Annotated in this window: 19 protein-coding genes and 1 tRNA gene; 13 read left to right on the top strand and 7 right to left on the bottom strand. The window is 65.2% G+C overall.

Features of this window, described 5'->3' with window-relative positions; all coding sequences use genetic code 11:
- Positions 1-39: 39 nt before the first annotated feature.
- The 3 genes from HL653_RS03635 (at position 40) to HL653_RS03645 (ending at position 1,971) form a co-directional block, all read left to right on the top strand.
- Positions 40-1,473 carry a hypothetical protein gene (locus HL653_RS03635; protein ID WP_171743304.1) on the top strand — a complete coding sequence of 478 codons (1,434 nt, stop codon included), beginning with the start codon at positions 40-42 and terminating at the stop codon, positions 1,471-1,473.
- A gap of 141 nt (positions 1,474-1,614) precedes the next feature.
- Positions 1,615-1,806: a hypothetical protein gene (locus HL653_RS03640; protein WP_171743305.1), complete on the top strand. Its 192-nt coding sequence runs from the start codon at positions 1,615-1,617 to the stop codon at positions 1,804-1,806.
- A 12-nt stretch (positions 1,807-1,818) separates the two neighbouring features.
- Positions 1,819-1,971, top strand: coding sequence for a hypothetical protein (locus HL653_RS03645; RefSeq protein ID WP_171743306.1), 153 nt, complete (start codon positions 1,819-1,821; stop codon positions 1,969-1,971).
- A 66-nt stretch (positions 1,972-2,037) separates the two neighbouring features.
- Here the strand turns inward: HL653_RS03645 and HL653_RS03650 are convergent, their stop codons facing one another.
- The 3 genes from HL653_RS03650 to HL653_RS03660 all read right to left on the bottom strand — a co-directional run bounded on the left by HL653_RS03650 (position 2,038) and on the right by HL653_RS03660 (position 4,618).
- Positions 2,038-2,721 (bottom strand): hypothetical protein, encoded by a 684-nt coding sequence (locus tag HL653_RS03650; RefSeq protein WP_253717501.1) that lies wholly within the window; start codon positions 2,719-2,721, stop codon positions 2,038-2,040.
- A gap of 418 nt (positions 2,722-3,139) precedes the next feature.
- Entirely contained in the window at positions 3,140-4,369 is a 1,230-nt protein-coding gene (locus HL653_RS03655; RefSeq protein ID WP_171743307.1) for a tyrosine-type recombinase/integrase, read from the bottom strand.
- A gap of 162 nt (positions 4,370-4,531) precedes the next feature.
- Positions 4,532-4,618, bottom strand: a tRNA-Leu gene (locus tag HL653_RS03660).
- 141 nt (positions 4,619-4,759) lie between these two features.
- On the opposite strand from HL653_RS03660, the gene HL653_RS03665 reads away from it, so the two are divergent.
- The 5 genes from HL653_RS03665 to gltB all read left to right on the top strand — a co-directional run bounded on the left by HL653_RS03665 (position 4,760) and on the right by gltB (position 13,323).
- The gene (locus HL653_RS03665; RefSeq protein ID WP_253717975.1) at positions 4,760-5,683 is read left to right on the top strand and encodes a complex I NDUFA9 subunit family protein; all 924 of its coding nucleotides are present in this window, start codon (positions 4,760-4,762) and stop codon (positions 5,681-5,683) included.
- Between the two features lie 73 nt (positions 5,684-5,756).
- A complete protein-coding gene (locus HL653_RS03670; RefSeq protein ID WP_171743309.1) occupies positions 5,757-6,566 on the top strand; it encodes an undecaprenyl-diphosphate phosphatase in 810 nt (269 codons plus the stop codon).
- Positions 6,567-6,713: 147 nt separating this feature from the next.
- Complete coding sequence (locus HL653_RS03675; protein ID WP_171743310.1) at positions 6,714-8,159, top strand: NAD(P)-dependent oxidoreductase; 1,446 nt, start codon at positions 6,714-6,716, stop codon at positions 8,157-8,159.
- Positions 8,156-8,761 (top strand): DUF2059 domain-containing protein, encoded by a 606-nt coding sequence (locus HL653_RS03680; RefSeq protein WP_171743311.1) that lies wholly within the window; start codon positions 8,156-8,158, stop codon positions 8,759-8,761. The genes HL653_RS03675 and HL653_RS03680 overlap by 4 nt, the downstream gene beginning before the upstream one ends.
- Positions 8,762-8,775: 14 nt before the next feature.
- The gene (gene gltB / locus HL653_RS03685; RefSeq protein ID WP_171746758.1) at positions 8,776-13,323 is read left to right on the top strand and encodes a glutamate synthase large subunit; all 4,548 of its coding nucleotides are present in this window, start codon (positions 8,776-8,778) and stop codon (positions 13,321-13,323) included.
- A 274-nt stretch (positions 13,324-13,597) separates the two neighbouring features.
- On the opposite strand, the gene HL653_RS03690 is transcribed toward gltB, so the two are convergent.
- Positions 13,598-14,221 (bottom strand): class I SAM-dependent methyltransferase, encoded by a 624-nt coding sequence (locus HL653_RS03690; RefSeq protein WP_171743312.1) that lies wholly within the window; start codon positions 14,219-14,221, stop codon positions 13,598-13,600.
- Between the two features lie 106 nt (positions 14,222-14,327).
- On the opposite strand from HL653_RS03690, the gene HL653_RS03695 reads away from it, so the two are divergent.
- Positions 14,328-14,663: an antibiotic biosynthesis monooxygenase gene (locus tag HL653_RS03695; protein ID WP_171743313.1), complete on the top strand. Its 336-nt coding sequence runs from the start codon at positions 14,328-14,330 to the stop codon at positions 14,661-14,663.
- An 87-nt stretch (positions 14,664-14,750) separates the two neighbouring features.
- Here the strand turns inward: HL653_RS03695 and HL653_RS03700 are convergent, their stop codons facing one another.
- On the bottom strand, positions 14,751-17,036 hold the full coding sequence (locus HL653_RS03700) for a CDC48 family AAA ATPase (RefSeq protein ID WP_171743314.1): 2,286 nt from the start codon (positions 17,034-17,036) through the stop codon (positions 14,751-14,753).
- 294 nt (positions 17,037-17,330) lie between these two features.
- Here HL653_RS03700 and HL653_RS03705 point away from each other — a divergent pair, with 294 nt between their 5' ends.
- Positions 17,331-18,221: a LysR substrate-binding domain-containing protein gene (locus tag HL653_RS03705; protein ID WP_171743315.1), complete on the top strand. Its 891-nt coding sequence runs from the start codon at positions 17,331-17,333 to the stop codon at positions 18,219-18,221.
- Between the two features lie 129 nt (positions 18,222-18,350).
- On the opposite strand, the gene HL653_RS03710 is transcribed toward HL653_RS03705, so the two are convergent.
- Positions 18,351-18,803: a peptidylprolyl isomerase gene (locus tag HL653_RS03710; RefSeq protein ID WP_171743316.1), complete on the bottom strand. Its 453-nt coding sequence runs from the start codon at positions 18,801-18,803 to the stop codon at positions 18,351-18,353.
- Positions 18,804-18,973: 170 nt separating this feature from the next.
- Here HL653_RS03710 and mgtE point away from each other — a divergent pair, with 170 nt between their 5' ends.
- Together mgtE and HL653_RS03720 are read left to right on the top strand one after the other, a co-directional pair.
- Entirely contained in the window at positions 18,974-20,422 is a 1,449-nt protein-coding gene (gene mgtE, locus HL653_RS03715; RefSeq protein WP_171743317.1) for a magnesium transporter, read from the top strand.
- Between the two features lie 254 nt (positions 20,423-20,676).
- Complete coding sequence (locus tag HL653_RS03720) at positions 20,677-21,030, top strand: DUF1489 family protein (RefSeq protein WP_253717977.1); 354 nt, start codon at positions 20,677-20,679, stop codon at positions 21,028-21,030.
- Positions 21,031-21,060: 30 nt separating this feature from the next.
- Here HL653_RS03720 and HL653_RS03725 read toward each other — a convergent pair whose 3' ends face one another.
- Positions 21,061-21,420, bottom strand: coding sequence for a hypothetical protein (locus HL653_RS03725; protein WP_171743318.1), 360 nt, complete (start codon positions 21,418-21,420; stop codon positions 21,061-21,063).
- A gap of 177 nt (positions 21,421-21,597) precedes the next feature.
- Between HL653_RS03725 and HL653_RS03730 the strand changes: the two genes are divergently transcribed.
- Entirely contained in the window at positions 21,598-21,924 is a 327-nt protein-coding gene (locus HL653_RS03730) for a hypothetical protein (protein ID WP_253717503.1), read from the top strand.
- Positions 21,925-21,949: the final 25 nt, after the last annotated feature.

Here is a 21,949-nt window from a genome sequence, read left to right on the forward strand (position 1 = left end):
GTGGTTCGAAAGGGGGGAGAGCCAATGAGATACACTTCATTGACCTGGCTGATCGCCGGCTCGCTGCTGATTAGCAGCTGCGCGACAGTTCGCACGACACCGCGGGCAGCCGATGAACTCGCGTCAGGCGTTACTTATTATCTTCCCAAGCGCGAGATAAAGGTCACCGCCGAACGCAAGCTTCTCAAAAAGGACGACTTGCAGAAGGCGGTGACGGCCAAAAAAACTGAGCTTGAAACAATCAACACGCTTATCAAGACGACCGATTCCACGATAAAAACGGCTGGCGATCGGCTGAAGGCCGCATCGGTGCAAGGCAATGCCGATGCAGTGGCTGCGATCAATAAGGAATTGGCGATCGCGACAGCAGATCTTGATATTGCAAAAATAAAGAAAGCCTCTGTCGAGGCAGAAATAAATATCGCTGAAGCGAGCATCCGGATTCTTGAGGCTGCACCAAAGGATAGTTGCGCGTTCTCCTATTCAGCAGCCATCGAATTGCTTACGCCTGTCGCGGATACCAGGCTGCGTCTGGTCGCCGACGCCTTTCATAGCCCACTGCGGGACGACGACACTAAGCTTGCTATCAATAGCTCCGGCCTGCTCAGCACGGCCAATGTCGTCGCTGCGGATCGTACAGGTGATATCATTGTCGAAATTGCGTCAGCTTTTGCCGGCGTCGGTAGTGGTGGCACTGCGGGCCCACTCGCTCTTGTCGGCGGAGAGCCAAAGTTTGCCGGGAAGCCCGAGTGCGAGAAGCTCCCGACCAAATTCGCCTACCGGCTCGATCCCGCTTTGGGCGATCAACTCTCCAAGCTGAATAACGAATTCTATACCGCGGGCTTTCCATTTCGACTGGATGTTCCGCCCATGCCGGATGGCAGCACATACGCTGTCAAAGACAAAGATCCGACGATCAGAGATCGACAGCGCACGACCGGGAAGCCCAAGACTGGCGACGAGTACACGTACCCGATCGACAACGCCCTCTATCATAAGGGGATGAATGGCGCGCTCTTCTATCGGACAGCGCTCCCGCAAACCATTGTCCTTCGCCAATGTAACAACGGGACCGCGTGTACCAGTATCAAGGATACCGTCCCTATAGATGCCACGATGACGATGCTGCCGCAGGTGGGACCAATTTCCTATATTCCCATGCAGTCCTCGATCTTCGTCAAGACAGTCGACGATGTCGTATTCGACAATGGCATGCTGGTGTCATGGAATGCGACACGCCCGAGTGAAGTGCTCGAGGTGGTTCGATTGCCCGTCAAGATCCTCAAGGCCGTTGTCTCCGTTCCTGCCGAGCTCATAAAATTGAGGATCGATCTTTCCGATCAGCAAAAGGGCCTCGCGGCTTCGCAAGAGGCGCAGATCGGAGCGCAAGCGAAACTGGCCAAGATCCAAGCCTGTGTCGATGCCACAGGCGGCGACAAGGAAAAGGCCCTGGCCTGCTTCAAGACAGAGTAGGAATTCCGCTTCGCCCGATCGAATGAGGGATCGATATGTTCGACATCCGCGAAGGCAAGCACATACCTTTTGCAATATGGAATGCAGGCTGGGTCTCGATCTGCCAGAGTGTCCCGCGTTAACCATATGGGAGCCGTTGCCATGAAGCTGTTCATTGCGCTCACCGCCGCCGCGGTTTTGACCACCCCCGCGTTTTCCGCGCCTTGCAAGGATGCGAAGGGTAAGTTCATGAAGTGCCCAGCCGCGTCAGCACCGGCATCGAGCGGCATTACCAAGGGTAAGGATGGCAAATGCCGCGACACCAAGGGCCATTTCGCGAAGTGCCCGAAGTAAGAGCGCATCGGCATGATGATCGACTTCGAGGATCGTGAACCGGCACCGCACTTGCGGTGGCCGGACTGGGCGATCATCGGGCTTTTCCTTTTCGGGACCGCGAGTGGGCTGATCGGCTATGGTCGAACAATAGTGAAAGTGGCGGTCGACCTGTTCAACCGCTGAAGCATTTCGGCACCAGAGTAGAAGCCTTTGGGCACCGCAATGGCGAGCATCACGGCGCCCTGAACCTCAACGCGGCGACGTATCGCTGACCTTGGTGAGGACGGCCGGCATCGCCGTCGGAGCGGCGACCGGAGCTGCGGTCTGCAGCGGCTCAGGAGCCGCCACGACCATCGGCGATGAGGCCGCGGCAATCGTCAGCGGCACGTCTTCGTCGATGAAACCTTTGACCGACGCGCCAGAGGCAACCTTCGCGCTGGTGCCGGTGGTGAAGAAGCCAGCTACGGGCACGAAAGCGATGGCCGCGACAACGCCGCCCGTCCCCGTCACGCCCTTATCGTCGAACGATCCGCTCAGACGGATCTGACGCCCGTTGACCGTGACATACAGGATCCGCGCGCCCAGATGACCCGACTTGCCCCACATGCCCTTGTTGCGAACGTCGGTGATCTCACCGATTGCCGGGCTGCCGACCGGGATCACAACCACACCGTTGACCGCGACGGCTTCCGCCACTTCCATATGGAAGCGCTGACCGACGCGCAGCTGCTTGCCCTTCGTGGTGAGTTCTTCCGACAAACGCAGAGCCACCTCTGCCCCCGTCCGCAGGACAGCCGTGGTCGTACTCGGTGCAGCTATGGCGGCGGGTGCCACTGCTGGCGCGGGCGTGATGACAGCAGAGGTCAGTTGAGCCTGCCCGATTGCAGACGAAGCAGCGAAAGCGGCCAGAGCCGCTGCAAAAATACCCTTCATGAAATCCCCCTCGGATCGACAAACCCCCGTGTGTCGATCGGCGGATTTGTCCCGCACCGCCCCCTCCGCACAAGGGGGCAAGGGCATAAGATCCCGTAATTCCACAAAAATACGCAACGGATTCGGAGTGAATATCGGATAGCCTTGGGCGTCCGCCACTCGGGTGGGCGTCATTCGGACGCTACGCTTTTCGCCGGAACGCCCAAACGAGGGTGGCAACGCTGCTCACGAGCGTCGCGATCGCCAGCACGAACGAGGTATCGAAAGTCGGCATGGGGCACCTCCGACTCAAACCCGTAGCGAAGCCGTTCTCTGTAGGACATCAAAAAAGAACAAACAAAGAACAATATGACCTGCGAAGGCGCCCTTGTCCCATGCCACCGTAGACGCCAGCTTCAACAGGCTGCCCCAAAGGACTTCAGCCTGCGGCCCCAGCTTGGCCAAATCGCCTGTGGAGCACGACGCCTTGGCTTCGGAGCTCATCAAGGTGATCCGACCACCATTGCGCCATGCGGACGCGCTCTTCCCAATGCGCGCCGCGATGATAGGCCGCACGGACCGGGTCGCGATCGCGATGGGCCAAGGCGCGCTCGATCGCATCGGGATGCCACAGGCCCGATTCGTTGAGGAGCGTGCTGGCGATCGCCCGAAAGCCGTGGCTCGTCATCTCCCTCGATCCATAACCAAGCCGGCGCAGCGCCTGGTTCAGCGTATTTTCGCACATGGGGCGCGTGGACTTGCCAAGCGCCGGGAACAGATATTCGCTCTCTCGACGAAGCGCCTGAAGCTCTCGCAACAGGGATAGTGCCTGCGAGGATAGAGGGACGACATGGGGGATTCCCATCTTCATCCGCTCGCCCGGAATGCGCCAGACGGCCGCCTTGAGATCGATTTCCGACCAGCAGGCTTGCCGCAGCTCCCCTGGCCGGACGAACAAATGCGGCGCGAGCTTCAGGGCAATCCGCGTTTCGGTGCGACCGGTATAGTCATCTATCGCGCGGAGCAGCTGCCCAATTCCACGCGGCTCTAGAATCGCAGCATGGTGTCGGACGCGCGGAATGGTCAGCGCGCCGCGCAGGATATCAGCTGGGTTATGCTCGGTCCGGAGCGTCGCAAAGCCGTAGCGGAAGACGCGCCCGGCAAAAGCGCGAAGCCTCTGCGCCGTCTCATGATGCCCGCGCCGCTCGATTTTTCGGAGCGCCGCCAGCAATTCGTGCGGCGTGATATCGGAAATGGGGCGATTCCCGATCGCTGAATCGAGCAGATCGCAAAACCACCGCGCCTTGCTGAGGGTGGGCGACTTGCGCCCTTCCCGCTCCATCTTTGCAATATATTCGTCCGCGACGAGCCGAAACGTCGTGTGCGCCGCAGCCCTGACCGCCAGCTTCTTCTTGCGCCGCTCGGCCGCCGGATCGATCCCGTCGATCAAGCTCGCGCGGGCTTCGTCGCGCTTGGCGCGCGCCTCTGTCAGCGAGACCTCGGGAAATTCGCCGAAGGCTATTTTTCGATCGAGGCCATGAAATTTGAAACGGTAGCGCCACAGCAAAGCGCCGCTTGGCTGGACAAGCAGGAACAGCCCCTTTGCGTCGGGCACCCTGTACGGTTTGGCAGCGGGTTTGAGCGCGCGAATCTGGACGACCGTGAGCACCGAGAACACCCTCCAAAGGCTGTTCGTGGCCCCCATTTCGTGGTCCACTTTTCCCGGGGATGCCCCGGAACAAAGTGAGACACGATGGGTCCACCGATGCTCGGTTTTACCAAATTTCCTCGTGTTTTACGAGGCTTATCCCTTTGAGAACAAAGGGAGAACTGGTGCCCAGAAGAGGACTCGAACCTCCACGACCTTGCGATCGCCAGCACCTGAAGCTGGTGCGTCTACCAATTCCGCCATCTGGGCACGGGGTAGGGGCGCGCCTTTAGGTGGCGGGTCGCACACTTGTCAACTGGCTCGATGCGTGATGGCTTGCATGGCGGGCGGCGCGGGGGCAATGCAGGCTCCATTGCGGCGCACAATCGGCCGCGCAGATCGGAAGGACGGATCGTGGCTTTGGTGACGCTGTTCGGTGGTGGCGGGTTCCTCGGCCGCTATGTCGCCCAGGAATTGATGAAGGCGGGCGCGCGCGTTCGCATCGCGGAACGCGATCTCACCTCCGCCCATTTCGTGAAGCCGCAGGGCGATCTCGGCCAGTCGCAGATCATCGCCGCCAGCATCACGCACCCCGATTCGGTGCGCCAGGCGGTGCAGGGCGCGGATGCGGTGATCAATCTGGTCGGCGTGCTGGCGGGCGATTTCCAGAAATTGCATGTCGACGGCGCGCGTATCGCGGCCGAAGCGGCGAAGGCGGCGGGCGCCAAGGCGTTCGTGCAGATCTCCGCGATCGGCGCCGATGCCGGATCCGCTTCGGCTTATGGCCGCACCAAGGCGGCGGGCGAGGCCGCGGTGGCGCAGGCCTTTCCGGGCGCCACGATCATCCGCCCTTCGATCATCTTCGGCGCCGAAGATGATTTCGTGAACAAGTTCGCCGCTCTGGCCGCCAAGCTGCCGGTGCTGCCCGTGATTCGCGGCGCGGTGCGCTTCCAGCCCGTCTGGGTGGCCGATGTCGCGCAGGCGATCGCGCACGCCGCGCTCCATCCGGAAGCCCATGCCGGCCGCACCTACGAACTGGGCGGCCCGCGCGCCATCTCGATGGCGGAGCTGAACGCGTGGGTGGCGAGCGCCATCGGCGCCAAGCCGGCCTTGTTCGCGATGCCGGACGGCCTTGTCGGCCTGCTCGCCCGCCTGCCCGGCGCGCCGATCACGAAGGATCAGCTGGCGATGCTGCAGACGGACAATGTGGTGGCGCCCGGCGCCGCCGGCTTCGACGCGTTCGGCATCGAACCGACGCCGCTGGAGGTCGCCGCCCCTTCGTGGCTGGTCCGGTATCGGCGCGCGGGCCGCTTCAGCCTGACCGCGACCGCCTGATCCTCCCCGTCGAGCCGGGTCCGCCCCATCCGGGCGGCCGGGCTCGGCCAGACGCCGCCCACCGGAGTAACTGATGAGCGTGACCGAACCGATCCTCCTCGGCATTGTCGAGGGGCTCACCGAATTCCTGCCGGTCTCCTCCACCGGCCATCTGATCCTCGCCAGCGCGCTTCTCGGCTATGACGAGGACAAGTGGGCGATGTTCAACATCGTGATCCAGCTGGGCGCGATCCTGGCGGTGGTCGTGCTCTACTGGCGTACCTTCTGGGCGGTGCTGATGGGGCTGGTGAGGCGCGATCCGGTTTCGTGGCGCTTCCTGCGGAACCTGCTGCTCGCCTTCCTGCCCGCCGCCGTGATCGGCCTGGCGCTCCACAAGCATATCGAGGCGCTGCTGGGCCGGCCGGACGTGGTGTGCGTGGCGCTGATCGTGGGCGGCATCGCCATCCTCCTGATCGAGCGGATGGCGAAGAAGCAGAATATCGTCGGCGTGGCCGATCTGCCGCTCGGCACCAGCCTGGGCATCGGCTTCATCCAGTGCATCGCGATGATCCCGGGCGTCAGTCGCTCGGGCGCGACCATCCTCGGCGCGCTGTCGCTGGGGGTGGAGCGGCGCACGGCAGCCGAGTTCAGCTTCTTCCTCGCCATCCCGACGATGCTGGGCGCGACCGTGCTGGAGCTGGCCAAGAACGCCCACACGCTCGGCGCGCCGGGACAGGTGAGCGCGGGCACGATCGCGATCGGCTTCGTCGTCGCCTTCATCGTCGCGCTGGCGGTGATCCGGGGCTTCGTCACCTTCGTCTCCCGCCACGGATTCGGGCCGTTCGCCTGGTATCGAATCGTCGCCGGCGCGGTGGGTCTCGTCTGGCTCAATCACCTGATATAACCGGATCGGCCCTTTATCTTCGACCATTTACGACCAATTGACGAAAAAAGCGGGGCCAAGCCTTTCGGATAGGTAAGTACTGCTTACCTATCCCTTTGACTCCCGCGAAATGGTCCATCATGTGGCCTTCCGTAAGGGAGCGACCATATGGCGATGCTGCAATTCCCGAAGATCGGGCAGACCTATCCGGACAAAAGGACCGCCGAGGAGCGGGCCCAGGATTTCGGCGAGATTGCGCGCGCCTATCAGGTGACGAAGGCGGAGGAGCAGTCCTCGCGCTGCTCGCAGTGCGGCGTGCCTTATTGCTCCACGCATTGCCCCCTCCACAATCACATCCCCGATTGGCTGCGGCTGACGGCGGAAGGGCGGCTGCGCGAGGCCTATGAGCTCTCCAACGCCACCTCGACCATGCCGGAGATCTGCGGCCGCATCTGCCCGCAGGATCGCCTGTGCGAGGGCAATTGCGTCATCGAATTTTCGGGCCATGGCGCCGTCACGATCGGATCGGTCGAAAAATTCATCACCGATACGGCGTGGGAGGAAGGCTGGGTCGAGCCGCTCGTGCCGGGTCCGGCGCGCGGCCAGTCGATCGGCATCATCGGCGCGGGTCCGGCGGGGCTGACCGTGGCCGATCTGATGCGCGCGCGCGGCTATGAGGTGCATGTCTACGACCGGCACGATCGCGCCGGCGGCCTGCTGACCTACGGCATCCCCGGCTTCAAGCTGGAGAAGCCGATCGTGATGCGCCGTGTCGAGCGGCTCGCGGCGGGCGGCGTGATCTTTCACCCCAATTTCGAGGTTGGCCGCGACGCCAGCCTGCCGGAGCTGCGCGCGAGGCATGACGGCATCGTGATCGCCACCGGCGTGTACAAGCCCCGCGCGATCAAGGCGTCCGGCGTCGGCGCGAAGGGCGTGGTCGAAGCGCTCGACTATCTTACCGCATCGAACCGCAAGGGTTTCGGCGACAGCGTCCCCGATTTCGACGAGGGCCGGCTGAACGCCGAGGGCAAGAATGTCGTGGTCGTCGGCGGCGGCGATACGGCGATGGATTGCGTCCGCACCGCGATCCGCCAGGGTGCGGCCTCGGTCCGCTGCCTCTACCGGCGCGATCGGGCGAACATGCCGGGCAGCCAGCGCGAAGTGAAGAATGCCGAGGAGGAAGGCGTCGAGTTCGTCTGGCTCGCCGCCCCCGAATCCTTCCATGACGAAGGCGGCGCGGTTTCCGGCGTGAAGGTCTCCAAGATGCGCCTCGGCCAGCCCGATGCGAGCGGCCGCCGCGCGCCGGAAGTGGATCCGGGCGCCGAATATCGCGTCGATGCCGATCTCGTCATCAAGGCGCTGGGCTTCGATCCGGAGGAATTGCCGCATCTGTTCGGCGCGCAGGAACTGGCCGTCACGCGCTGGGGCACGATCCGCATCGATCACAAGACGATGATGACCAGCCTGGACGGCGTGTTCGCGGCGGGCGACATCGTGCGCGGCGCGAGCCTGGTCGTGTGGGCGGTGCGCGACGGCCGCGATCTGGCCGATCGGATGCACGCCTGGCTGAAGGCGAAGGCGCCGGCGGCGACCGCCGCCCTGGTGTCGGCATGAAGACCCTCGCTGCTTTCCTGATCGCGGCCCCGATCGCGGCGCTGCCGCTGCCCGTCGCCGCACAGGCCCCCGCGGCCGCGCCGGCGACCGACGCCGCCGCGAAGCCGGTCGATCCGGCGGCACAGGCCGCCGCGCGCGAGCTGTTCGAGGCGAGCGACATCGGCGCGACGATGCGGGACACCAGCGCAAAGATGCTGGCGCAGATGCGCTCCGGCGCGGCGCTGAGCGTGTTCGTCGATCAGAATCCGCAGATGCGGATGAAGCGCGCCACCAATCCGCAGGCGTGGGATGCCGCTCTCGTTCGCCTCGGCACGAAGCAGGCCGCGGCGGTCGAGAAGATCATGGCCGAGCTGCAGCCCGAAATGGAGGCGCGCACGATCCGCATCTATGCCGAAACCTTCACGATCGCGGATCTGAAGGGCTTCGCCGCTTTCTATCGCACGCCGCTCGGCCGCCGCATGGTGGAGAAGATGCCGACGGTGCTCAACCAGACGATGGGCTGGATGCAGGCGGAGCTTCCCAAGCGCGTCGCCCCGGCGATGGCCGAGCTGCAGCCCGAAATCCAGCGTGAGCTGGCCCCCCTGATGTCCGCGCCCAAGTGACGGAAGGACGCATGATGACGACCTCCTCGATCCACGACCTCCCCCTTCCCTCCGCCGCCGAGCGGGAGCGGATCGCGCGTGAAGGCATGTATCGCCCCGAACAGGAGAGCGATGCGTGCGGCGTCGGCCTCGTCGCCGCCACCGACGGCAAGGCCTCGCGCCGTGTCGTCACCGCCGCGATCGATGCGCTGAAGGCCGTCTGGCATCGCGGCGCCGTGGACGCGGACGGCAAGACCGGCGACGGCGCCGGAATCCACCTCGATATCCCCGCCGCCTTCTTCGACGATGCGATCGAGAGCGCCGGCCACCGGCCGCGCCCGAACCGCCTCGCCGTGGGCATGATCTTCCTGCCGCGCACCGATCTGGGCGCGCAGGAGACGTGCCGCTCGATCATCGAGAGCGAGGTGATCGATTTCGGCTACACCATCTATGGCTGGCGCCAGGTGCCCGTCGACATTTCGGTGATCGGCGAGAAGGCGATGCTGACGCGTCCCGAGATCGAGCAAATCATGATCGCGGGCCCCCTGCCCGAGGACGAGAGCGAAGCGGAGTTCGAGAAGAAGCTCTATCTCGTCCGCCGCCGGATCGAAAAGAAGCTGATCGAGGCGCAGGTGCAGGGCTGCTACATCTGCAGCCTTTCCACGCGCTCGATCATCTACAAGGGCCTGTTCCTCGCCGAGGAGCTGTCGGTCTTCTATCCCGATCTGCGCGACGATCGCTTCGTCAGCCGCGTGGCGATCTTCCACCAGCGTTATTCCACCAACACCTTCCCGCAATGGTGGCTGGCGCAGCCGTTCCGCTGCCTCGCGCACAATGGCGAGATCAACACCATTCGCGGCAACGTGAACTGGATGAAAAGCCACGAGATCAAGATGGCCTCGTTGGCGTTCGGCCAGCATTCGGAGGAGATCAAGCCGCTGATCCCGGCCGGCGCCTCCGATACGGCCGCGCTGGACGCCGTATTCGAGACGATCTGCCGCTCCGGCCGCGATGCGCCGACGGCCAAGCTGATGCTCGTGCCCGAGGCATGGCAGAGCGCCGATCTCGGCGCCGACGTGGGTGCGATGTACAATTATTTCGCCAGCGTGATGGAGCCGTGGGACGGCCCGGCGGCGCTGGCGATGACGGACGGCCGCTGGGTGGTGGCCGGCGTCGATCGCAACGCTCTCCGCCCACTCCGCACGCTGCGCACGGCGGACAATCTGCTGATCGTCGGCTCCGAAGCGGGCATGGTGATCGTGCCGGAAAGCTCGGCGGTGGCGAAGGGCCGGATGGGGCCCGGCCAGATGATCGCGATCGATCTGGAGGAAGGCCGCTTCTACGACGATGCCGCGATCAAGAGCCGGATCGCGTCCGAGGCGCCCTATGGCGAGTGGGTGAAGGGATTCCGCACGATGGCGGATCTCAAGGTTCCCGCGGGCGATCATCTGCCCCAGTGGAGCCGCGCCGAGCTGGTCCGTCGTCAGGTCGCCGCAGGCCAGACGATGGAGGATATGGAGCTGATCCTCGCGCCGCAGGTCGAGACCGCCAAAGAGGCGATCGGATCGATGGGCGACGATACGCCGCTGGCCGTCATCTCGGACAAGGCCCGGCTGATCAGCCACTTCTTCCGCCAGAATTTCTCGCAGGTCACCAACCCGCCGATCGACTCGCTGCGCGAAACCCGCGTGATGAGCCTGAAGACGCGCTTCGGGAATCTCGCGAACATCCTGGACACCGAAGCGCAGCAATCGGGCGTGCTGGTGCTGGATTCGCCGGTGTTGACCAGCACCGACTGGGCGACGCTGAAGGCCAATTTCGCCACCAGCCATGCCGAGATCGACTGTACCTATGCGGCCAATGGCGGCCCGGATTCGCTCCGCCACGCCATCGCCCGCGTCCGCGCCGAGGCCGAGCAGGCCGTGCGCGAGGGCAAGAGCGAATTGTTCCTGACGGACGAGGGCGTTTCGGCCGAGCGCGTCTCGATCGCGATGGTGCTGGCCGCCGCCGCCGTCCACACGCATCTCGTCCGCAAGGGGCTGCGCTCCTATGCGTCGGTCAACGTGCGCTCGGCCGAGTGCCTCGACACGCATTATTATGCGGTGCTGATCGGCGTGGGCGCCACCACCGTGAACGCCTATCTGGCCGAAGCCGCGATCGCGGACCGCCATGCGCGCGGCCTGTTCGGCAACATCACGCTCGCCGATTGCTTCAAGCGCTGGCGCAAGGCGATCGACGAAGGTCTTCTGAAGATCATGTCGAAGATGGGGATCGCGGTGATCTCCTCCTATCGCGGCGGCTATAATTTCGAGGCGGTCGGTCTCTCCCGCGCGCTGGTCAACGATCTCTTCCCGGGCATGCCCACGAAGATTTCGGGCGAGGGCTATGCCTCGCTCCAGCTGTCGGCGAAGATGCGCCACGATCCGGCGTTCGACGAAACCGTCTCGACGCTGCCGATCGGCGGCTTCTATCGCCAGCGCTCGGGCGGCGAGGCGCATGCCTATTCGGCGCAGCTGATGCACCTGCTGCAGACGTCGGTGACGAACGACAGCTACACGCAATATCTGCAATTCTCGCGCGGCGTGCGCGATCTGCCGCCCATCTATCTGCGCGATCTGCTGGAGTTCAACTGGGCCAAGGAACCGATCCCGATCGATTCGGTCGAGGCGATCACCGAGATCCGCAAGCGCTTCGTCACGCCCGGCATGTCGCTCGGTGCCCTCTCCCCGGAGGCGCACGAGACGCTGGCGATCGCGATGAACCGGATCGGCGCGAAGGCCGTCTCGGGTGAGGGGGGCGAGGACAAGCGCCGCTTCACGCCGTACGAGAATGGCGACAACGCCAACTCCGTCATCAAGCAGATCGCATCGGGCCGCTTCGGCGTCACCGCCGAATATCTGGGCTCGGCCGAAGAGGTGGAGATCAAGGTCGCGCAGGGCGCCAAGCCCGGCGAGGGCGGGCAGCTGCCCGGCTTCAAGGTGACCGAGATGATCGCCAAACTGCGTCACTCGACGCCGGGCGTCACGCTGATCTCGCCGCCGCCGCATCACGATATCTATTCGATCGAGGATCTGGCCCAGCTGATCTACGATCTGAAGCAGATCAATCCGCGCGCGCGCGTCTGCGTGAAGCTCGTCTCGTCGGCCGGCATCGGCACGGTCGCGGCGGGCGTCGCCAAGGCGCATGCGGATGCGATCCTCGTCGCCGGCAATGTCGGCGGCACGGGCGCCTCCCCGCAGACTAGCGTGAAGTTCGCCGGCACGCCGTGGGAAATGGGCCTGAGCGAGGTTAATCAGGTGTTGACCCTCAACGGCCTGCGCCACCGCGTGAAGCTGCGCACCGACGGCGGCCTCAAGACCGGCCGCGACATCGTGATCGCCGCCATCCTCGGCGCCGAGGAATACGGCATCGGCACGTTGTCGCTGGTGGCGATGGGCTGCATCATGGTGCGCCAGTGCCATTCGAACACCTGCCCGGTGGGCGTCTGCACGCAGGACGATGCGCTCCGCCAGAAGTTCGTCGGCACGCCCGAGAAGGTCATCAACCTGATGACCTTCATCGCGGAGGAAGTGCGCGAGATCCTGGCCCGCCTCGGCGTCGCCAGCCTCGACGACATCATCGGCCGCACCGAATTGCTGCGGCAGGTGAGCCGTGGCGCCGAGCATCTCGACGATCTGGATCTCAACCCGATCCTCGCCAAGGTGGACGCGCCCGACGACAAGCGCCGCTTCCAGATCCCGACGCATCGTAACGAAGTGCCGGACAGCCTCGACGCGCAGATGATCCGCGACGCCAAGGCCGTGTTCGAGCGGCGCGAGAAGATGCAGCTGACCTATACGGTGCGGAACACGCACCGCGCGGTCGGCACGCGCTTCTCGGCGGAGATCACCGGCCGCTACGGCATGGATTCGCTCGCCGAGGGCCATGTCCATGTGAAGCTGCGCGGTTCGGCCGGCCAGTCGCTGGGCGCCTTCGCGGTGAAGGGGCTGACGCTGGAGGTGATGGGCGAGGCCAACGACTATGTCGGCAAGGGGCTGTCCGGCGGCACGATCATCGTGCGGCCGACCGTCTCCAGCCCGCTGGAAAGCCGCGCCAACACGATCATCGGCAACACCGTCCTCTACGGCGCCACCTCGGGCAAATTGTTCGCGGCGGGCCAGGCGGGCGAGCGCTTCGCTGTCCGCAATTCGGGCGCGACCGTGGTGGTCGAAGGCTGCGGCGCGAACGGCTGCGAATATATGACCGGCGGCACCGCCGTGATCCTCGGCCGCACGGGCGAGAATTTCGGCGCGGGCATGACGGGCGGCATGGCCTTCGTGCTGGACGAGGATGGCAGCTTCCCGGCCAATGCGAACCCCGAGAGCATCCTGTGGCGCCGCCTCGGCTCCACCTATTGGGAGCAGCGCCTGCGCTCGCTGATCGCGGCGCACGCGATCGCTACCGACAGCAAATGGTCGAACACGATCCTCGACGATTGGGATCGCTGGCGGGATCGCTTCTGGCAGGTGGTGCCGAAGGAGATGGTCACCCGGCTCGAACAGCCGCTCGACGATCAGCCGGCGGAGATGGTGGCGGCGGAATAATCCGCCGCCGCTTCGAGAGCGGAAAGAAGAAGGGGTTCACGCGGAGGCGCGGAGACGCAGAGGTGTTGCGCCCGCGCGCAGCGCCTCCCCTCCTTTCACCGTCGCGAGAAGATAAAGCCGCTACGCGGCGACAGGGCGAACCCTCTCCGCGCCTCTGCGCCTCTGCGTGAAAAATCTTCCTTCTGCCTTACTCGGCAGGAGGAAGAGACGACGCGGACACGACCGGCCGATCGAGATCCCAGCATGCGCTGAGATGACGTCGGCCTCGCCGGCGTCAGTCCTTCCAGCCCCAGTAAAGCTGGGCCGGCGGGATGTTGATCGGCTCGAAGGCGTGATCGATGCGATCGAACGCCAGCGCCATGAAATCGCGACACTTGGGGTTGAACTGATAGACGAGGAAGGCGCCGCCGACGCGCAGCGCCGCATGCGTTTCGATCGCGATCTTCGGGCCCACGCCCGGCGGCAGCGTCGAGAAAGGCAGGCCCGACAGGACATAATCGGCATGATCATGACCGCGATCGGCGATGATCTGGCGGACATCGGTGGCCGAGCCATGGACGGGGACGAAGCGCGGATCGTGGAAGCGATCGGCCAGATAGGAGATGAACTCTTCGTTCGTGTCGATCGCGATATAGGTGGCGTCCGGGCCCATCCGATCGAGAATCGCCTGCGTGAACGTGCCCACGCCCGGCCCATATTCCACGAACAGCTTGGTGTTGTCCCAGTCCGTACGCGAGAGCATATGGCCGATCAGCTTGTTCGACGACGGGATGATCGAGCCGACCATCACCGGATGCTTCAGGAACTCGCGGAAGAACATGCCCATGGGGCTCAGCTTCGCCTTGCCGCGTCGCGCTCCGCGCCGCTCGAGCACCTGCTCCCCCGAAGGTGAGGTCATTACCTAGTCCCTTGTACCGTGTGCGACCGCGACCCGTCGCAAAAGCGCAACGCAAACGCAAGCGAGCCTTCATTCGGTTCGCCACAAATGCCTTGGGAAGAGACGAATGGACAAGACGAAGCGTTCCGGCATCGCGGTGATTTTCAAGAGCCTGCGGACGCCCCACGACGACGAAGGCTATGCGGCGGCGGCCGAGGCGATGGATGCCGAAGCGCGCCGCCAGCCCGGCTATCTCGGCATCGACAGCGTGCGCGACGCGGCCGGCCACGGCATCACGATCAGCTATTGGGCGGACGAAGCGGCCGCCCTCGCCTGGCGCAATCACGCCGACCACAGCGCGATCCGCGCGCAGGGGCGGGCGGACTGGTATGAAAGCTACGAGGTGATCGTCGCGGAAATCGGCCGTTCCTATGCGTGGGAAAAACCGGCGACTGTCATTTGACCCTCGCCTTCGTCATTCCCGCGCACGCGGGAACCCAGCAGCCGCCGTCGAACTGGGTTCCCGCGTGCGCGGGAATGACGAATAGCCTTAATTCCGCGGCTTCAGCATCCCCGGCGCAATGAACCCGATCGGCTCCAGCGCGAGCGAATCCTGCTTCAGGCGCGCCTGGATCTGCTCATATTCGCGCTCGATCTCGGGCGTCACCGAAGCCCGCGTCTCCTCCAGCGCGCGCGCGAAATGCGCCGCCGTCACGATCCGCGAGTCGAGCGACTCGCGCAGAGCGTTGAGGCCGGCCCGCCGCACCAGATCCTCCAGATCGGCGCCCGAGAAACGCTCGGTCCGCCGCGCCAGCGTCGGCAGATCGACATCGTCGGCCAGCGGCATCTTGGCGGTATGGATGCCCAGGATCCGCGCACGCCCCGCCTCGTCCGGCACGGACACGTAGATCAGTTCGTCGAACCGGCCCGGCCGCAGCAAGGCCGGATCGATCAGGTTCGGGCGATTGGTGGCACCGATCACGACGACCGACTGCAGCTCCTCCAGCCCGTCCATCTCGGCCAGGATCGTGTTGACCACACGCTCCGTCACCGCCGGCTCGCCGAGTCCACCGCCGCGCGCGGGGACGAGGCTGTCCAGCTCGTCGATGAAGATCACGCACGGGCTCACCTGCCGTGCGCGCGCGAACAGGCGAGCGATCTGCTGCTCGCTCTCGCCATACCATTTGGAGAGCAGGTCGCTCGATTTGGTCGCGATGAAGTTCGCCTGCGCCTCACGCGCCACGGCCTTGGCCAGCAGGGTCTTGCCGGTGCCGGGCGGGCCATAGAGCAGGAAGCCCTTGGCGGGGCGGATGCCCAGCCGCCGGAACGCATCCGGATCCTTCAGCGGCAGTTCGACGCCCTCGCGCAGCCGCTCGCGCGCCTCGTCCTGCCCGCCAATATCGTCCCAGCCCACGTTCGGGGCCTGCACCATCACTTCGCGCATCGCCGAAGGCTGCACGCGCTTGATCGCCTCCTGGAAATCCTCGCGCGTCACCGAGAGCGTATCCAACACCTCGGGCGGGATCGTCTTCTCCTCGAGGTTCAGCTGCGGCATGATCCGCCGCACCGCCTCGATCGCGGCCTCGCGCGCCAGCGCGGCCAGATCCGCGCCGACGAAGCCGTAGGTCTGCCGCGCCAGCTCATCCAGATCGACCCGCTCGCCCAGCGGCATGCCGCGCGCGTGGATGCCGAGAATCTCGCGACGGCCGCGCTCGTCCGGTACGCCGATCACGATCTCGCGATCGAAGCGGCCCGGCCGTCGCAGCGCTTCGTCCAGCGCCTCGGGCCGGTTGGTCGCGGCCATGATGACGAGGTTTGCGCGCGGCTCCAGCCCGTCCATCAGGGTCAGCAGCTGCGCGACGAGGCGCTTCTCCGCCTCGCCGGTCGTCTGGCCCCGCTTCGGCGCGATCGAATCGATCTCGTCGATGAAGATGATCGAAGGGGCGTTCTGCGTCGCCTCCTCGAAGATCTCGCGCAGGCGCTTCTCCGACTCACCATAAGCCGAGCCCATGATCTCCGGCCCGTTGATCAGGAAGAAGTGCGCGTGGCTTTCATTGGCCACCGCGCGCGCCAGCCGCGTCTTGCCCGTGCCCGGAGGCCCGTACAGCAGCACGCCCTTGGGCGGATCGACGCCGAGACGCTGGAACAGTTCGGGATAGCGCAGCGGCAGCTCCACCATCTCGCGCACCTGATCGACCGTGGCGCCGAGCCCGCCGATATCGTCATAGGTGACGTCCGCGCGGCGGCCGCCATCCTCGCGCACCGGTGTATATTCGGTGCGCAGCTCGACGTCGGTATTCTCGTCGATATGGACGATGCCCTTGGGCGTCGTCGAAATCACGGTGAGGCGGATTTCCTGCAGCGAGAAAGCCGGCGCGTTCAGCATCGTGCGCAGCGCCGAAGGCATGTCGCCCTGGTCCAGCCTTTGCTGGCCGGTGGTGGCGACGACATCGCCCGCCGTGATCGGCCGCATGCCGAAGCTGCGCTTCAGCGCCTCGCCCGATCCCTGCAGCCGCAGATTCTGTTGTGCAGGTGCGAAGACGACGCGCTGCGCGGGCTGGCTCGCGGCCTTCTTCACCTCGACGAAATCGCCCGATCCCACGCCGGCATTGGCGCGCTGCAGACCGTCCAGCCGCAGGATATCGAGCCCTTCGTCTTCCGGATAGGGCAGCACGGCGCGCGCGGGAGTGCCCCTGCGGCCGACAATCTCCACCACATCGCCCTCGGTCAGCCCGAGCGCGCCCATCGTCGCACGCGAAAGCCGCGCCAGCCCGCGACCGGAATCGTCCGGCCGGGCATTCGCCACCTGCAGCTTGCGTGTTTCGCTATCGGCCATTCTGCCCTCTCTCTTCGCGGCTCATGCAGATAGGGAGGCATGGCGACATTGCGAAGTCCCCCGGCAAGGCGAAGTCCCGCAACGGGAGTGCAGCGCGGGGAGCGCAGATAAAAAAAGGGCCAGCCCCGAAAGGCCGGCCCTTAAGTCTAGGAGAGGATGCCTGAAAGGCGGGTTCTTTATGTCGGCGGGCCGGTTTTTGTGCAAGTGCGAACGGCGTGGCCGCAGTTGCGAATTACGCAATTTGCATTCATACGCATTTTGCGTCTTCCGGAAGCTGCAAGGAAGGAAGCGGAAATGCGGAGATTGCCGCCGCTCACAGCGGTAGAGGCTTTTGTGCAGGTGGCACGGCTCGGCTCGGTCAAAGCCGCCGCGGAGGAGCTTGCGCTCTCGTCGCCGGCGTTGAGCCGACGCATTCAGGCGTTGGAGCGTTTTCTGGGACGCCCGCTGTTCGCGCGGCGGCATCAGGCAATGGTGCTGAACAGCGACGGGCAGATGCTGCTCGCGCGGATCGCGCCTGCGCTCGATGCGCTTGCCGTTGCGATCGACGCAACCACGGGTGAGTCCGAACTGTTGCGACTGCGTCTCAGCGTCCCCCAGCTTTTCGCATCGCAGCGACTTTTGCCGGGCCTGCCTCAGCTGAAGCACGAACATCCGCAGCTGCACATCGATATCGATACGCAGCCGCACGCTTTGACCCGCCTGGGCGAAGGAATCGACGCCGCGGTGGTGCTGGGTCGCGAGGTTGACGCGACCTTCTACAGCCGCCGGATCGCGCACAACAATATCGCGGTGATCGGCGCGAAATCCTTCCTGCAGGGCGAGAATGCGATCCGCACGCCCGCCGACGTGGCGCGCGCGACCGTTCTGATCCACCGTGATCTGCCGGAGCTGTTCAACGAGTGGCGCGATGCGATCGGCGAGCCGGAGCTGGAGCCGGCCGCGTTCGATCGTTTCGATTCGGGAGCCGTGGTGCTGGAGGCTGCGGCGCAGGGGCTCGGCATCGCCTTCATGCTGGAGGATCATGTCGCGCTCTCGCACGACGATCGCCTGACCAATCTGGTGCAGACGAAGGTGCAGTCCAGCTACAGCTACTGGTTCGCCTCGCGCCGCACGGCGCTGTCCAACCGCGCCGTCCGCATCTTCCATGACTGGCTGTTCGGCGAGTTCATGCTGGGCGAGGAATAAGGTTTGGGCTCACGATAAGCCCAGCCCGTTTGCACTGAGCCTGTCGAAGTGCCGTCCCTCTTCTCCACCACCTAGGCAGAGGAAGGACGGTGCTTCGACAGGCTCAGCACGAACGGAAGAACGGGTCGCTTAGGCGACCGTCGCCGTCACGATCTTGCCGGGCGTGCGCGGCGGCTCGCCCTTGGGCAGCGCGTCCACGAATTCCATGCCCTCGGTCACTTCGCCCCACACGGTGTACTGGCGATCGAGGAAGGTCGCGTCGTCGAAGCAGATGAAGAACTGGCTGTTCGCGCTGTTCGGGTTCGACGCGCGCGCCATCGAGCAGACGCCGCGCACGTGCGGCTCGGCCGAGAATTCCGCCTTCAGGTCGGGCTTTTCCGAGCCGCCCATGCCGGTGCCGGTCGGATCGCCGCCCTGCGCCATGAAGCCGGGGATCACGCGGTGGAACACCACGCCATCGTAGAAGCCTTCCTTGGCCAGCTCCACGATGCGCGCGACATGGCCGGGCGCCAGATCGGGCCGCAGCCGGATCACGACGTCGCCGCCGCTATCGAGCGAAAGGGTCAGGGTTTCGTCTGCCATGATGGCCTCCTCAGTTTGATCGGGGCGCGCTTAGCAGGAGTTCGCCGGGCCGCCATCTTTATCCGCCCCTTAACGCCCGATATGCCAGTTTCGGCCCTGTCGGGGCTGACAGGGCAGCATCCCCGGCTTAAGCGGGCCGGGAATCCAATGCGCGTCCGGGAGTTGGTGCGATGAGCGAGAGCGAGATCGAGACCATCATCCCCGCGACGGAGGCTCCCGCGTCAGGCGCCCCTGCCCCCACGCCGCTGGACACCGCGCACGATTCCGAGGCGCGGCTGACGCCCGAATTCGTCGCCGCCGTGATCGAGAAGGTCGAGGATGGCGACACGGAAGGCGCGCGCGCGCTCGTCGAGCCGCTCCACCCCGCCGACGTCGCCGATCTGTTCGAGCTGGCCCCGCGCGAGCATCGCCAGGCGCTCGCCACCGCGCTCGGAATCGACGATCTGCTCGACGCCGACGTGCTGGCCGAGATGAACGATTGGGTGCGCGAGCAGCTGATCGAGGTTCTCTCGCCGCATCAGGTCGCCGAGCTCGCCACCCAGCTCGATACCGACGATGCCGTCGCGATCATCGAGGACATGGAGGAGGAGGACCAGCGCGCCGTCCTCCGCGCGATGGAGCCGGACGATCGCGCCGCTATCGAGGAAGCGCTCTCCTATCCGGAAGAGAGCGCCGGCCGCCTGATGCAGCGCGATCTGATCGCGGTGCCCGAGCATTGGAAGGTGTCGGACGTGATCGCCTATCTGCGGTCCAACGACGATCTCACCACCGATTTCTGGGAAGTGTTCGTCGTCGACATCGCCCACAAGCCGGTCGGAACGTGCAAGGTAAGCTGGGTGATCCGCGCGCCGGACGATGCCCCGATCGCCGACGTGATGGCGCGCGAACAGACCCTGATCCCGGCCGACATGGATCAGGAGGACGTGGCTTTGCGCTTCCAGAAATATGCGCTCGTCTCGGCCGCCGTGGTCGACAAGTCCGGGCGTCTGGTCGGCATGATCACCGTCGACGACATCGTCCACATCATCCAGGAGGAAGCGGGCGAGGACGCGCTGCTGCTGTCCGGCGCGGGCGACGGCGACATCAACGAGCCGATCCGCTTCACGGTGAAGACGCGGCTCACCTGGCTGATCGTCAATCTCGGCACCGCGATGATCGCCGCTTCGGTCGTCGGGCTGTTCCAGGGCGAGATCGCCCGTTTCGCGCTTCTCGCCGTGCTCATGCCGATCGTCTCGGGCATGGGCGGCAATGCCGGCACGCAGACCCTGGCGGTGATCGTGCGTGCGCTCGCCACCAATCAGCTGACCAGTTCGAACACGTGGCGCATGATCGGCCGCGAATTCCGGGTGGCGCTCGCCAACGGACTGTCGCTCGGCACGATCATCGGGCTCGGCACCTTCCTGGTCTATCGCAATCACGATCTGGCGCTCGTGATCGCGCTGGCGATGGTCATCAACAATCTGGTGGCGGGGCTCGCGGGCGTGCTGATCCCGATCGGCCTCGACCGCGCCCGCGTCGATCCCGCCGTCTCCTCGGCCGTGTTCGTCACGATGGCGACGGACGTGATGGGCTTCTTCTCCTTCCTCGGCCTCGCCACGCTGTGGGGATTGGGCGGCTAGGATCGCAGACCTTCAACTCTTCCGTTCGCACTGAGCTTGTCGAAGTGCCGTCCTTCTTCTCCTCCGTGGAAGAAGGACAGTGCTTCGACAGGCTCAGCACAAACGGTTTTGGGGAAGAATGGGAATAGCCACCGCGCCTAGCGGCGACGCCCACCCCGCCCCATATCGCCCGCGTGCCGAAGACCGATCCCGCCCCCTTCCCCGACGCTCCCCTGAATCTCACGAAGGTCGCGGTCGGCTGTACCGACGTGGCGATGCTCGACGCGCGCCTCGCCGGCCGCGCGATGGGCGGCGAAACCTATGTCGTCACGCGCTACCGCCCCACGCGCCACAGCGAGCTGATCGGCGGATCGCTGTTCTGGATCGTCCGCCACCAGCTCGTCGCCCGCTCGCCGATCCTCGGCTTCGCGGAGGCGGAGAAGGGCCATTGCGTGATCCGCCTCGCCGCCGATCTGGTGCCCGTCCGCTATCGCCCCAAGCGCGCGCATCAGGGCTGGCGCTACCTCACCGCCGCCGACGCCCCCGCCGATCTGGACGGCGACGAGGCCGAGGGCGACACGCTGCCGCCCGATCTGGCGGGGAAGCTCGCCGCGCTCGCGCTGATCTAGCGGCTAATATAACGATCCCGCGCCTCTATATTATTGATATCGGGATAGCTTTTCGAAGCCGCTGTTCGTCTTCGTCATCTTGATCAGCTTGCGCAGATAGGTCCGCACCTCGCGTTCGAAACGCTTCTCGTTCCGCACCCCGATCCGATAGAAATCATCCTCGTCGAGCAAGGCCTTGAGCATCTCGCCAAAGCGCTGCTGATCGCCCGTGGCATCGCTGCTCTTCGTCTTCCGGCAGACCCATTCCTCGGCCGCGGCCTTGTCGTAATCGTCCTCCCGCTCGCGGCCATACCGATCCGCCGCGTCCTGATCGGCCAGCGCGGCAGCGAGGCGGCTCTGCAGCCACGTGCGGACGATCTCGCCATTCCATTCGCTTGCACTGTCGCTCATCGCGCCGGTTTAGGGGGCGCGGATGCCGTCCGCCAGAACGAACGCATCGGGCCGCAACGCGGACGAAGGGCTTCGACATGGGACTGTCGATGCGCATCCCGGCCGCTTGTCCTCCCCGTCGGAATCCGGGCATCTTCCTGCCGGGCCTTCGCCCGCGCACGTGCTGGGGCGATTCGAATGCCTGCGATCTTCCTGTTCGCCGCCCTGATGCTGGCCCCTCCGCCGACCTACGCGCCGACATCGCCTGCTGCGGACGAGATCGTCGTCCTCGGCGAGCGGATGCGACGGCTGAAGCTGGCGACGAAAACCGACCGGAAAACCGGCGCGACCACCTGCCTCTTCAAGCGCCGCAGCGGCGACCCGGCTTTCGACACGCTGATGTGCGACGCGCTCCTGGCCTGCGCGAAGACCGTGACGACCCGGTCGCAGATGGAGGCCTGCATCGGCCCGCATGTGGAGGCCTATGCGCGCACGCTCTCAGGCGGACGCCCCGGCACCTCTTGAACGCCGCCCCGCATGCGCGTGAACG

The organism is Sphingomonas sp. AP4-R1, assembly GCF_013113735.1.
Taxonomy (GTDB): Bacteria; Pseudomonadota; Alphaproteobacteria; order Sphingomonadales; family Sphingomonadaceae; genus Sphingomonas_I.

Coding starts and splice junctions, on each gene's coding strand:
- HL653_RS03695 (WP_171743313.1), top strand. CDS start 14,328: ATGGACAAGACGAAGCGTTCCGGCATCGCGGTGATTTTCAAGAGCCTG.
- HL653_RS03710 (WP_171743316.1), bottom strand. CDS start 18,803: ATGGCAGACGAAACCCTGACCCTTTCGCTCGATAGCGGCGGCGACGTC.
- HL653_RS03700 (WP_171743314.1), bottom strand. CDS start 17,036: ATGGCCGATAGCGAAACACGCAAGCTGCAGGTGGCGAATGCCCGGCCG.
- HL653_RS03720 (WP_253717977.1), top strand. CDS start 20,677: ATGCTCGACGCGCGCCTCGCCGGCCGCGCGATGGGCGGCGAAACCTAT.
- HL653_RS03725 (WP_171743318.1), bottom strand. CDS start 21,420: ATGAGCGACAGTGCAAGCGAATGGAATGGCGAGATCGTCCGCACGTGG.
- HL653_RS03670 (WP_171743309.1), top strand. CDS start 5,757: ATGAGCGTGACCGAACCGATCCTCCTCGGCATTGTCGAGGGGCTCACC.
- HL653_RS03640 (WP_171743305.1), top strand. CDS start 1,615: ATGAAGCTGTTCATTGCGCTCACCGCCGCCGCGGTTTTGACCACCCCC.
- HL653_RS03680 (WP_171743311.1), top strand. CDS start 8,156: ATGAAGACCCTCGCTGCTTTCCTGATCGCGGCCCCGATCGCGGCGCTG.
- HL653_RS03730 (WP_253717503.1), top strand. CDS start 21,598: ATGCCTGCGATCTTCCTGTTCGCCGCCCTGATGCTGGCCCCTCCGCCG.
- mgtE (WP_171743317.1), top strand. CDS start 18,974: ATGAGCGAGAGCGAGATCGAGACCATCATCCCCGCGACGGAGGCTCCC.
- HL653_RS03690 (WP_171743312.1), bottom strand. CDS start 14,221: ATGACCTCACCTTCGGGGGAGCAGGTGCTCGAGCGGCGCGGAGCGCGA.
- gltB (WP_171746758.1), top strand. CDS start 8,776: ATGACGACCTCCTCGATCCACGACCTCCCCCTTCCCTCCGCCGCCGAG.
- HL653_RS03645 (WP_171743306.1), top strand. CDS start 1,819: ATGATGATCGACTTCGAGGATCGTGAACCGGCACCGCACTTGCGGTGG.
- HL653_RS03650 (WP_253717501.1), bottom strand. CDS start 2,721: ATGAAGGGTATTTTTGCAGCGGCTCTGGCCGCTTTCGCTGCTTCGTCT.
- HL653_RS03705 (WP_171743315.1), top strand. CDS start 17,331: ATGCGGAGATTGCCGCCGCTCACAGCGGTAGAGGCTTTTGTGCAGGTG.
- HL653_RS03675 (WP_171743310.1), top strand. CDS start 6,714: ATGGCGATGCTGCAATTCCCGAAGATCGGGCAGACCTATCCGGACAAA.